At 64.8% G+C, this 10568-nt stretch carries 16 protein-coding genes; 4 read left to right on the top strand and 12 right to left on the bottom strand.

The window, feature by feature from the left end; translation table 11 throughout:
* Positions 1 to 34: 34 nt before the first annotated feature.
* Positions 35 to 511 carry a glycine zipper 2TM domain-containing protein gene (locus AC3WLM_RS12430; protein ID WP_193827784.1) on the bottom strand — a complete coding sequence of 159 codons (477 nt, stop codon included), beginning with the start codon at positions 509 to 511 and terminating at the stop codon, positions 35 to 37.
* A 205-nt stretch (positions 512 to 716) separates the two neighbouring features.
* Here AC3WLM_RS12430 and rarD point away from each other — a divergent pair, with 205 nt between their 5' ends.
* Positions 717 to 1604: an EamA family transporter RarD gene (rarD, locus tag AC3WLM_RS12425; protein ID WP_492477511.1), complete on the top strand. Its 888-nt coding sequence runs from the start codon at positions 717 to 719 to the stop codon at positions 1602 to 1604.
* Between the two features lie 4 nt (positions 1605 to 1608).
* On the opposite strand, the gene pyrC is transcribed toward rarD, so the two are convergent.
* On the bottom strand, positions 1609 to 2649 hold the full coding sequence (gene pyrC, locus AC3WLM_RS12420) for a dihydroorotase (protein ID WP_492477510.1): 1041 nt from the start codon (positions 2647 to 2649) through the stop codon (positions 1609 to 1611).
* Between the two features lie 39 nt (positions 2650 to 2688).
* Here pyrC and ygfZ point away from each other — a divergent pair, with 39 nt between their 5' ends.
* Positions 2689 to 3423: a CAF17-like 4Fe-4S cluster assembly/insertion protein YgfZ gene (gene ygfZ, locus AC3WLM_RS12415; protein WP_492477509.1), complete on the top strand. Its 735-nt coding sequence runs from the start codon at positions 2689 to 2691 to the stop codon at positions 3421 to 3423.
* On the opposite strand, the gene AC3WLM_RS12410 is transcribed toward ygfZ, so the two are convergent.
* Complete coding sequence (locus AC3WLM_RS12410) at positions 3407 to 3994, bottom strand: TetR/AcrR family transcriptional regulator (RefSeq protein ID WP_039332680.1); 588 nt, start codon at positions 3992 to 3994, stop codon at positions 3407 to 3409. The two genes, ygfZ and AC3WLM_RS12410, sit on opposite strands and share 17 nt — an antisense overlap.
* Positions 3995 to 4031: 37 nt before the next feature.
* Here AC3WLM_RS12410 and AC3WLM_RS12405 point away from each other — a divergent pair, with 37 nt between their 5' ends.
* A complete protein-coding gene (locus AC3WLM_RS12405; protein ID WP_492478123.1) occupies positions 4032 to 4916 on the top strand; it encodes a metal-dependent hydrolase in 885 nt (294 codons plus the stop codon).
* Between the two features lie 37 nt (positions 4917 to 4953).
* On the opposite strand, the gene AC3WLM_RS12400 is transcribed toward AC3WLM_RS12405, so the two are convergent.
* The 3 genes from AC3WLM_RS12400 to rplU all read right to left on the bottom strand — a co-directional run bounded on the left by AC3WLM_RS12400 (position 4954) and on the right by rplU (position 6350).
* Positions 4954 to 5523 carry a GNAT family N-acetyltransferase gene (locus tag AC3WLM_RS12400; RefSeq protein ID WP_492477508.1) on the bottom strand — a complete coding sequence of 190 codons (570 nt, stop codon included), beginning with the start codon at positions 5521 to 5523 and terminating at the stop codon, positions 4954 to 4956.
* Positions 5524 to 5755: 232 nt separating this feature from the next.
* Positions 5756 to 6025, bottom strand: a complete 270-nt coding sequence (gene rpmA / locus AC3WLM_RS12395) for a 50S ribosomal protein L27 (protein WP_039332678.1) — start codon at positions 6023 to 6025, stop codon at positions 5756 to 5758.
* Between the two features lie 28 nt (positions 6026 to 6053).
* Positions 6054 to 6350: a 50S ribosomal protein L21 gene (gene rplU, locus AC3WLM_RS12390; RefSeq protein WP_193827780.1), complete on the bottom strand. Its 297-nt coding sequence runs from the start codon at positions 6348 to 6350 to the stop codon at positions 6054 to 6056.
* 269 nt (positions 6351 to 6619) lie between these two features.
* Here rplU and AC3WLM_RS12385 point away from each other — a divergent pair, with 269 nt between their 5' ends.
* Positions 6620 to 7192 (top strand): hypothetical protein, encoded by a 573-nt coding sequence (locus AC3WLM_RS12385; protein ID WP_492477507.1) that lies wholly within the window; start codon positions 6620 to 6622, stop codon positions 7190 to 7192.
* A gap of 51 nt (positions 7193 to 7243) precedes the next feature.
* Here AC3WLM_RS12385 and AC3WLM_RS12380 read toward each other — a convergent pair whose 3' ends face one another.
* The 6 genes from AC3WLM_RS12380 to AC3WLM_RS12355 all read right to left on the bottom strand — a co-directional run bounded on the left by AC3WLM_RS12380 (position 7244) and on the right by AC3WLM_RS12355 (position 10542).
* Positions 7244 to 7666, bottom strand: coding sequence for a hypothetical protein (locus AC3WLM_RS12380; protein WP_039332672.1), 423 nt, complete (start codon positions 7664 to 7666; stop codon positions 7244 to 7246).
* A gap of 63 nt (positions 7667 to 7729) precedes the next feature.
* The gene (locus tag AC3WLM_RS12375; RefSeq protein ID WP_193827778.1) at positions 7730 to 8176 is read right to left on the bottom strand and encodes a molybdenum cofactor biosynthesis protein MoaE; all 447 of its coding nucleotides are present in this window, start codon (positions 8174 to 8176) and stop codon (positions 7730 to 7732) included.
* Positions 8169 to 8405, bottom strand: a complete 237-nt coding sequence (locus AC3WLM_RS12370; protein ID WP_492477506.1) for a MoaD/ThiS family protein — start codon at positions 8403 to 8405, stop codon at positions 8169 to 8171. The genes AC3WLM_RS12375 and AC3WLM_RS12370 overlap by 8 nt, the downstream gene beginning before the upstream one ends.
* Before the next feature lie 3 nt (positions 8406 to 8408).
* Positions 8409 to 9413, bottom strand: a complete 1005-nt coding sequence (gene moaA / locus AC3WLM_RS12365) for a GTP 3',8-cyclase MoaA (protein WP_492477505.1) — start codon at positions 9411 to 9413, stop codon at positions 8409 to 8411.
* Complete coding sequence (locus AC3WLM_RS12360) at positions 9410 to 10171, bottom strand: SDR family oxidoreductase (RefSeq protein WP_039332667.1); 762 nt, start codon at positions 10169 to 10171, stop codon at positions 9410 to 9412. The genes moaA and AC3WLM_RS12360 overlap by 4 nt, the downstream gene beginning before the upstream one ends.
* A complete protein-coding gene (locus tag AC3WLM_RS12355; protein ID WP_039332665.1) occupies positions 10168 to 10542 on the bottom strand; it encodes a dihydroneopterin aldolase in 375 nt (124 codons plus the stop codon). The genes AC3WLM_RS12360 and AC3WLM_RS12355 overlap by 4 nt, the downstream gene beginning before the upstream one ends.
* Positions 10543 to 10568: the final 26 nt, after the last annotated feature.

Here is a 10568-nt window from a genome sequence, read left to right as displayed (position 1 = left end):
CCCGAAGGACGGTCAATAACTCAGGAGGCCTGACTTAGCGGCAGCGCGAGCCCCCACGGTCAACCTCGCGGCCGAGCAGGGCGCCACCGGCGGCGCCGAGGATCGCACCGAGAGTGCGGTCGCCATAATCACCGGCGACTTCACGGCCGAGCAGGGCGCCGGCTGCACCACCGATCAGGAGACCGGTCGTGCCGTTCGAGCGGCGGCAGTAGTAGCGGCCATCATTGCCGCGCCAGACGCGGGTGTTGCGATAGACGGGGTCGCCATAATAGCGACGGTCATTTCCGCGGTAATAGTTGCGGTCGTAGCCACGGCCGTAATAGCGGTCACCGCGCCAGTCGCGGTCGCGACGACCATGTTCCCAGCTCTCGCCATTCCAGCCTTCATTCCACTGGGCGGCAACGGCGGTGCTCGCCTGAGCCTGCGGAAAGACTGCAGCGCTTGCCGGAACGGCAGCAGCGACGGTTGATGCGGCAACCAGGGCCAGGGCGGTATTCTTCAGGTTGAACATTGACGTTCTCCTCATTTGATCGAGGACCCGCACCGTTCGGAGTCTGGTCCTGTTGCTTCGTTGGTTAAGATTTACGCCCGCCAACCTGAACAGATCGCAACCGGGGCGTCAGATTTGAACTTTGCGGCGAAGCGATTGCCGTTGCCGATGAAACGAGGGCCAGAGCGGGGTTGGCCCCGTCCGACATTGCTGGCAGGGACGCCGCATGAACGAATCCAGCACCTTACGCCGGGGACTCGCATCAGCACTGGCGGCTTATGTGATGTGGGGCCTGCTCCCGCTCTATTTCCGCGCGCTTCACGCGGTGCCCCCGCTCGAACTGGTGGGCTGGCGGGTTCTGTTCACTGTGCCGGTCTGCTTCGTGATCATCAGCTTCCGCAAGCAATGGCCGGATGTCAGGGCGGCGCTGACCAGCGGCCATGTGCTCGGCCTGCTTGTGCTGAGCGCGCTGCTGATCGGATCGAACTGGCTGATCTTCGTGATCGCCATCAACAGCGGGCACGTTCTGGCGACAAGCCTTGGCTACTATATCAACCCGCTGATCAACGTCGTTCTCGGCACGGTCTTCCTCGGCGAGCGGCTGACCCGGGTACAATGGATGGCGGTGGCGCTGGCTGGTGCGGGAATAGCCCTGCTGCTCGGGGGCGCGCTGGATACGCTGGCGGTCGCGCTATCGTTGGCGTTCACGTTCGCGTTCTATGGCTTCGTGCGGAAGAAGGCGCCGGTCGGTGCGGTTCCTGGCCTGACGATCGAGACCGTGCTGCTGGTGGCGCCAGCGCTGGTCATCGTCTGGCTTGGCGCGGTTTCACCCGCGGGGTCGGCCCTCGCGATGGGCGGGCATGAGACCCCGCTGCTGATCGCTTCGGGCGTGGCGACGGCGATACCGCTGCTGCTGTTCGCCGTGGCAGCGCGGAGCCTACCGCTCTCGACCCTGGGCTTCGTCCAGTTCCTGTCACCCACGCTCAGCTTCATTCTCGGGCTGACGGTGTTCGGCGAAGCGCTCGACACTACGAGGCTCGCGTGCTTCGCGTTGATCTGGGCGGCAATCGCGCTCTACAGTTGGGACATGGTGAAGCGGGCCCGCCAGGCCTGAAGGTTCAAGCCAGCCGCCATGCGAGAGTTTCGCCCGCATGGAACGGCACGATCAGCGTGCCGTTGCAATCGAGCACTTCAGGGACTTCCACCGGAGCCTTCTCGAGCGTGATCGTGCTTTCGTTCACCGGCATGCGATAGAACGCCGGGCCGTTGAGCGAGGCGAACGCCTCGAAGCGGTCCAGCGCGCCTTCCTCGTCGAACACGGTGACGTAGCTTTCGAGCGCGAAGGGCGCGTTGAAGATGCCGGCGCAGCCGCAGGCAGTTTCCTTGAGGTGCTTGGCGTGCGGCGCGGTGTCAGTGCCGAGGAACACGCGCTCGCAGCTGGAGGTGGCAAGCTTGCGCAGGGCAAGGCGGTGCTTCTCGCGCTTGGCCACCGGCAGGCAAAAGGCATGTGGCCGGATGCCGCCGACCAGCATGGCGTTGCGGTTGATGTGGAGGTGCTGCGGCGTGATCGTGGCCGCGACGTTCGGCCCCGCCCCTTGCACGAACTGCGCGGCTTCCTCGGTGGTGATATGTTCGAAAACAATCCTGAGCTCGGGCATGTCGGCAACAAGGCGCGTCAGTGTGCGGTCGATGAAAACGGCTTCGCGATCGAAGATGTCGACGTGGCTGTCGGTGACTTCGCCATGGATCAGCAGCGGCATGCCGATGCGCTGCATGACCTCCAGCACCGGATAGATATTGCGGATGTCGGTGACACCGTGGGCAGATCCGGTGGTGGCATGGGCAGGGTAAAGCTTGGCCGCGACGAACACACCTTCGGCAAAACCGCGCTCGACTTCGGCAGTGTCGGTCGAATCGGTCAGGTAAAGCGTCATCAGCGGGTTGAAATCGCTGCCCGCCGGGAGCGCGGCAAGGATGCGGTCGCGATAGGCGGCAACGCCCGCAACATCGGTCATCGGCGGCGAAAGGTTGGGCATGACGATCGCCCTGGCAAACTGGCGCGCGGTATAAGGTGCGACGCCAACGAGCACGTCCTTGTCGCGCAAGTGGGTGTGCCAGTCATCGGGGCGGCGGATCGTCAGAGTCGTCGTTGTCGTCATGGGGTTCCCCTTAGCGGCGACGCTTCCTATCTACCAGTCATGACCCGCCTCTTCCAACGCGCCCTGATCCGCCTTTCTCCGCTTGAGCCCGGCGAGGATGTTGCCGGTTTCCTGCAGGGGCTTGTGACCAACGACGTCAAAGGTGTGCTGCCGGTGTGGACGGCGCTGCTGAGCCCGCAGGGCAAGGTGCTGTTTGACTTCCTCGTCTGGCCCGATGGCGTGGATGGCCTGCTGATCGATTGCGAGGCGGCCAGTGCCGATGCCCTGGCCAAGCGCCTCATGCTCTACCGGCTGCGGCGCAAGATCGGGATTGAACGGGCCGATTCGCTCGGCGTGTTCTGGGAGGATCACCCCGGCGATGGAGGCGCGGACGATCCCCGTCTGCGCGCGCTGGGGCAGCGGTGGATTGCGCCGGTGTCCGATGCTGACGAAGCGGGAGACGATGCATGGCGCGCGCATCGACTCAAGTTGGGCGTGGCCGAAGGCCAGGCTGAATTGGGCAACGGCGAAGTGCTCTGGCTTGAGTGCAACGCCGTGGACCTCAATGGCGTGAGCTTCACCAAGGGCTGCTATGTGGGTCAGGAGAATACGGCGCGGATGAACTGGCGACAGAAGGTCAATCGTCGGCTGGTGGTGGTGCCGCTGGACAAGTCAGACCCGGCGCGGCAGCGCGTGGCCTATGCGGACCTTGGCCTTGCGGTTGACCATCGCCGGGTGGATGACATTCCAGCCGACCTTGCCCCGGACTGGATGGACCTCAATCCGCCTGAGTAACCTGCCCGGCGGCGATTCCTTCGATCAGCATCTGTTCGGCGCGGTCGCGCGCGGCGGTGCGTGGCAGTTCCAGACCCTTGGCAAGCGGGCCTCCCATCAGCGCATCGCCCAAGGCCATGAGCGTGAGCGCAAGGGTGGTGCTGCGCTGCGCGTCGGAGCTGTATTCCTCAAGATCGACGACGAGATCGTGAATGGTGTCGACGATGGGGTCGAGCGCATCCTCGTTGCCGGAAAGCAACATCCACGAGGCGAGCGCGCCCGCGCCTTCACGGTCGAAGGCATCAAATGTCAGGTCCACGACATCGCGGGGTTTGCCGATGCCCGAGCGGCTGGCTATCACCGCATCGCGGATAGTGGCGCAGATCGTCTCGGCAAGATGCTTGGCCAGTGCCTTCTGGAGACCGGACGCGGAGCCGAAGTGATGCAGCAGGTTGGCGTGCGTACGACCGATTCGCCCGGCAACAGCCTTGAGCGTGACAGCTTGAGGGCCCGCTTCCACCAGCAGCGCGCGCGCGGCTTCGAGCGCAGCCATGCGGCTTTCTTCAGGCGGAAGACGCTTCCTTATTGACATTGGTGTAAGCACGCCTAGATTACGGCTCATGACTGCCATGACCCCCACGATCGCCCTAGAGCGCACCGCCGCCTCCGGCAAGGCCGTGCCCACCCCATCGGACCTGACGATCACGATACGCGACCGTCGCTTTGGCCGCAATGAGCCTGCGGGCCGCTGGTGGCTGGCTGGCGATCCGGTGGCAACAGCGTGGCACAATGCACTGTCGGGCACGTTTCCTCGCGGCGAGGCGTTCTTCATCGAAGCGGTCAAGGCGCACCGCGATGGCGTGCCGCCAAAGCTCGAGGCCGAGATCCGGGCTTTCGTGAAGCAGGAGATCAACCACACGCGCGAGCACATCGCGTTCAACCGTCAGGCCGAAAACGCCGGTTACGACATGGCGCGGATCGACAAGCGCGTCGAGGAACTGCTGGCGCTGACCAAGGACCGCCCGGTCATTCTCAACCTGGCGGCCACCATGGCGCTGGAGCACTACACCGCGATGATGGCGCACGAATTCCTTGCCAACCCTGCACACTTTGCCGGGGCAGAGCAGGAAGCCGCCGACATGTGGCGCTGGCACGCGATCGAGGAAATCGAGCACAAGGGCGTTGCCTATGACACCTGGCTCCATGCCACGCGCAACTGGAGCCGGTGGAAACGCTGGAAGGTCAAGAGCCTGATGATGGTGGTGGTGACGAAGAACTTCATCACCCACCGCGTCGAGGACACGATGGACCTGCTGGCGCAGGACGGGCTGACGGGCACGAAGTGGAAGTGGAAGCTGGCCGCCTATCTGCTCTGGAAGCCCGGCGTGATCCGCCGCATCTTCCCGGCCTGGCTCAGCTACTTCCTGCCGGGGTTCCACCCGTGGCAGCACGACGACCGCGCGCTGATCGGCAAGGCGGACAGCGAGTTTCCCGATGCGGTGATGCCGCGCTGAAGATCGAAGGGCTCCCGGTTGGGAGCCCTTTTTTACATCAGGCGGCGCGTCGCATCGGCTCGAAGCCGCCATCTTCCGGGCCGTCGCAATCGACCGGGGCGACCAGGTCAATGACGTGGTGGATAGTGGGCGCAGGCCTGGTCCGCGCCGGACTATGGCCGAGGCGGATTTCGCCGGTCGGCCGGAAGCCTGCCTTCTCCAGCACCCTTGCCGACGCCGGATTGTCGGCGAAATGGCGCGCATTGACGCGGCGATGGCCGAGCGTGCGCGCCAACGAGAGGAGGCTGCGCACGGCTTCGGTAGCAAAGCCGCGGCCCCAGTGCGCCTGTGCGACCCAGTAGCCAAGTTCGGTCTCGCCCGCATCCTCGATGAGGCCGACGCAGCCGATCAGCCGCGATCCATGGGCGCCTGGAAGCGTTGCAAGGAAGTGCGGGTGATTGTCACCCTGGGGAGCCGCGACGAAACGCTTGGCGTCGTCGGGGCCATAGGGCCATGGCGCGCGCGAGAGATTGCGCACGACGGCCTCATCGTCGATCAGGGCATGGAGTTCGGCCCAGTCCTCCGGCCAGGCAGGCCGCAGGAACAGCCGTTCGCTGCGAATGAACATCAGATTCTCCTTCATCGGCCCCTCTGCAAGCGCGCCTAAAACGCTGACGTGACAGAGGTATTGCGCCCCTCGCCGGATCGGACAGTCTTTGCATCCGATTGCGAGGGGAGCGGTTTGCGTCCGAGGGAGACATGAAAAGAGGGAGATGGGCGGGGCCCTCTCCCTCTATCGGCCAGCTACGAAGTGCTGGCGGGGCCACCCCATCGGGATGGCCCTTTGAATGACCATCCGGTTATTCAGCCGCTTCGGCCATCATGTCGACCGACACGTACTTGCGGCCAAGCTTGCCAGCGTGGAAGCGTACGCGGCCTTCGCCAAGCGCGAACAGGGTGTGATCCTTGCCCATGCCGACGTTGGCGCCCGGGTACACCTTGGTACCGCGCTGGCGGATGATGATGTTGCCGCCGACCACTTCCTGGCCGCCGAACTTCTTCACGCCGAGGCGACGACCGGCTGAGTCGCGACCGTTGCGCGAAGAGCCGCCTGCTTTCTTGTGTGCCATCTCAGATTACTCCGAATTCCGTTTGCGCTCAGGCGACCGAGACGATGCGCAGCAGGGTCATCTGCTGGCGGTGACCGTTGCGGCGACGATAGTTGTGGCGACGGCGCTTCTTGAACACGATCACCTTCTCCGACTTCGCCTGGGCGATGATCTCTGCCGAAACAGTGACTTTCGCGGCGTCAGCCAGCGAATCGCCTTCACCGGCGAGGAGGACTTCACTCAGCGTGATCTTGTCGCCGGCTTCGCCTGCCAGCTTCTCGACCGCGATCTTGTCTCCGGCGGCGACCCGATACTGCTTGCCGCCCGTGCGCACGATTGCGAACATCGTTCTGTGTATCCGTTCCAAAAGCCCGGTTGCCCTGGGCGATTCCAAATGAGGCGCCCAACGCCTGCGAATCGCTGACTGAGGGCAACATACCGATACCCCGCTGCTGCAGGGTCCCGGAAAGAGTGGCGCGGATAGTCAAACACGGCCCCGCTGTCAATGCCCGCAATCAAGGGAACTTGGCAGCTTCGCGCCCGAAATCCGGCTTCGTGACGCCCGGCCACCAAGCAAGGCTGGCGAGCGCGCGTGCGCATGCTATGGCGACGTTCATGGCTCGCCACAAGACTTTGATCGCCCTGCGCACAGCCGTGCCGCGTGTTGCCGCCCATCGTGCTGCCATCGTGGCCGCTCTCGCCGCTGCTACCCTGCTGGGCGGCTGCGCCGACCGCGACAGGTTCCCCTCCCTCGCCCGGAGGCCCGCAGAAGACGCCTATCGCACAGGGCAGGCGGCGCCTCCTGCTCCGCCCGCTCCAGCCGTCATGTCCGAAGGCATGGCCAAGCGGTTGGCTGACCTGACCGAGCGAGCGCGCGACGCACATTCTGCATTCGAGGGCGCTCGAGCCTCGGCCACCCGCGCCGTCAGCGCCGCACGCGGCGCAGCGAAGGGCACGGAGAACTGGTCAGTGGCATCGCTGGCGGTGGCGCAACTGGAAGCGGCGCGGGCGCGGGCCGGACTGCCGCTTGCCGATCTTGACCGGCTGGAGGCAGAGGCAAGCAATCGTGCGGTCGACGGGTCCGATGCAGATCTCAAGGCCGTGCGCGAGGCGCGCGGGCAGGTCGAGGCGCTGGTCGCAAGTGAGACTTCGGTAATCGATGCGCTGCTTTCGCAACTTGCCGGATAGGAAAAGGGCGCCGCGCCCAAGCGCAGCGCCCTTCGGGGGGTAATCGATAGTTCAGCGGACCGTCGCGACAATCACGGCGATGGCAAGGCCCCACACCGCGATCAGCACTGGCAGGATCAGCACCTGCGCCATGGCCGAGCCGGCATCAAGCTTGCCCGAAAGGGTCTGGATGCCCTTGCGGCGGAAATCGTACCAGCCGAGCGCATCGGGGTGCCGGTCCGCGCCGAGCTTGGTCCAGACCGCCGGGATACCGAAAGCGCAGGCGACGAAGAGCACGAATATCGTCATCGGGATGGCAAGTTCGCCATTGCCGAAGATCGAGGCCATCATGGCAATGAAGGCGAGATAGCCGCCAGCCGACACGGCATAGAGCCCGCCGGGCAGGCCAAAGTTGCGATCGACAGTGGTGTGGTGCGGCTGCTCGACGATTTCGGCGACATGCTCGATCCGGTCGGCGGCGATGTGCATGCTCATGGACTGGGCTCCTTTTGCTGGAGCCTTCATGCGCCTGTCGCGGAGGCTATTCCTTGACGCGAATCAAATGCGCCAGCGGGAAATGTCTTCGTGATCCTCGGGCCTGGGTTCGATCCAGCGCCAACCCGCTGCGGTCTTCTCACGCTTCCAGAACCACGATTCGCTCTTGAGGTGGTCCATGGCGAAATCGGCGGCGGCGAAAGCGTCACGACGATGGCGGGCGGCGGCACAGACGAGGACGATCGCGTCACCGGGATGCATCACGCCGCTGCGATGGAGGATGAGCAGGCCTTCGACGGGCCACCGCTTCTCGGTGACCCGGGCCAGCTCTTGCATTCCGGGGAGGGTCATCGGTTCATAGTGCTGCAGTTCGAGCGCTTCGACGCCGCCCGAATCGCGAACCTGGCCGAGAAAGGTGACGATGCCGCCCGCGTTGGGGTGACGCGCATTGAACGACGCGATCTCGGCGGCAGGATCGAACGCCTCGAGCGAGAGACGGACGTCAGCCACCGCTCACCGGGGGAAGGAAGGCGAGTTCGTCACCTTGGCCAAGGACAATGCCGCCGACGTCAGTGAGGAGGCGGCCATTGAGCGCCATACGGACCTTCTCGCCCAGCAACTGGACGGCGAGTCCAGGATCGAGCGTCGCAAGGACCTGTTCGACCGGTCCGGGCTGGACTGCCATTTCGGACAGGCCGGCTGCGTCTTCCAGCCGCCCCATGAACACCAGCTTTGCCATGGTTCAGCCGCCCGTCGTGGACATATGGCGCGACACGGCGGGCGCGCTGCCGGGCCTATCGATCACGAAGGCGTGACGTTCCTGCTTTTCGCCCATGGCGCGGGCGAAACATTCGGACAGGGCACTGTCCGGATTATCGGAGCGCAGCGCGGCACGCAGGTCGACGCGCCCTTCGCCACCGAGGCACATGTAGAGTTGGCCGGTGGCCGTGACGCGCACGCGGTTGCAACCGGCGCAGAAATTGCCGGTAAGCGGAGTTATGAAGCCGAGGCGACCGCCGGTTTCGGCAATGTCGACGTAGCGCGCCGGGCCGCCGGAGCGTGCATCGCTGTCGGTCAGGGTCCAGCGCGTCTCGAGATCGCGGCGGACGGCATCGAGCGGGAGGTAGTGATCGAAGCGGTCGCCTTCGATCTCGCCGAGCGGCATGACCTCGATAAGAGTCATGTCGTGCCCTGCACCATGCGCCCATTCGATCAGCCCCGGAATTTCGGCCTCATTGATGTCCTTGAGCGCGACGGCGTTGATCTTGACCCTGAGGCCCGCGGCTTTGGCAGCGGCGATGCCTTCAAGCACCTGCGGCAGCATGTCGCGCCGGGAGAGCTTGGCAAATGCCCCACGGTCCAGCGTGTCGAGCGAGACGTTGATCCGCTTGACGCCCGCGGCCGCGAGGTCATCGGCGAATTCGGTCAGCCGCGTACCGTTGGTCGTCAGCGTCAGTTCGTCTAGCCCATCGCCCAGTTTGCGGCCCAGCGCGCGGACCAGATCCATCATGTCGCGGCGGACCAGCGGCTCGCCCCCGGTCAGACGAATCTTGCGAACGCCGCGGGCAATGAAGTGGAGCGAGAGGCGGTGCAGCTCTTCGAGAGTAAGGACTTCAGCCTTGGGCAGGAACTCCATGCGCTCGGGCATGCAGTAGGCGCAGCGCAAGTCGCAGCGGTCGGTCACCGAAAGGCGGAGGTAGGTGATCCGGCGGGCGAACCGATCAATCAGAGGCGCTTGGCTGCTCACTTCTCGAGATATACGAAGTCGCGCGCGTAAGATTCAAGAGCCGCGCCGGCATCGACGAACAAAGTCTGCCCGGTGACCGATTTGGCGCTCGCAAGGTAGTGCACGGCGTCGGCGATTTCGTCGGCGCCAGGGAGGCGCTTGAGCGGCATGATGTCCTCGAGCCGCCGCCATTGTTCGGCGTCGTAATCAGCAGTCGGCAGGATCAGGCCCGGCGCGACCCCGTTGACGCGCACCTTGGGCGCCATGGCGCGGGCCATCGTTCGCACCGAGGCATGAAGCGCCTGCTTCGAAAGCGTGTAGCTGATCTGGTCCGGCACGGGATTGAGCACGCGCTGGTCGAGGATGTTGACCACGGAACCGCCCCGCTCGCCCAAGGCCTCGGCGAAGGCGCGGGTCAGCAGCAGCGGGGCGAACAGGTTCACACGGAAGTGCTGTTCGAGCGCTTCGGAGGTGATCGTCTCGGCGCGATCATCATGGAACAGCGAGGCGCAGTTCACCAGCAGGTCGGGCGAGCGACCGGCAAGCGCGGTCACTTCGCAGAGCAGGTTGGGTGGATAGGCGGGATCTTCGAGGTCGCCCGATACGGGATGGACCGCTGCACCGAGCCATTCGAGCTGGGCCTTAAATTCATTGTCGAATGTCGAGGCGCGGTGGGCGTGGAGGGCCAGGTCCCAGCCCTCACCCGCAAGCTTGCGGGCAATCGCGCCGCCGATCCGGCGCCAACCGCCGGTGACCAGCGCGAGTGGGCGCTGGCTCAAGCCTTGCGCTCGCGCTTTAGGGTGATCCCGATTTCCTCGCCGTTCTCGCTGATCGCCAGCTTCACGATCTTCACTTCCACCCACTGGACCCGATCATCCTGCAACATCAGCGTTTCGATGATGTGGTCTGCCACGGCCTCGATCAGCTTGAAATGCACCCCCTTGGGCAAGCCGTCGGTGGCCGCAAACTTGAGGTCCATGTAGTTCTTGCTGGCGGCAAGCGGGCAATCGGCGGTGTAGCGATCCTGATGCCTGAGCCCGACTCGCATCGTGATGCGCAGGGGCTGCGGACGGCCGGTCTCTTCCGAATAGATCCCGGTCAGGACATCGGTTTCGAGATTGGCGACTTCGAGGATCAGGCTGTCTGACATGGGATGAGCTCTTTGGCACCGGCGCG

This window comes from Novosphingobium sp. FW305-C-30-35 (assembly GCF_058783135.1).
Note: the sequence above shows the minus strand (reverse complement) of the source record. Positions and strands in the feature narration are given on the sequence as shown.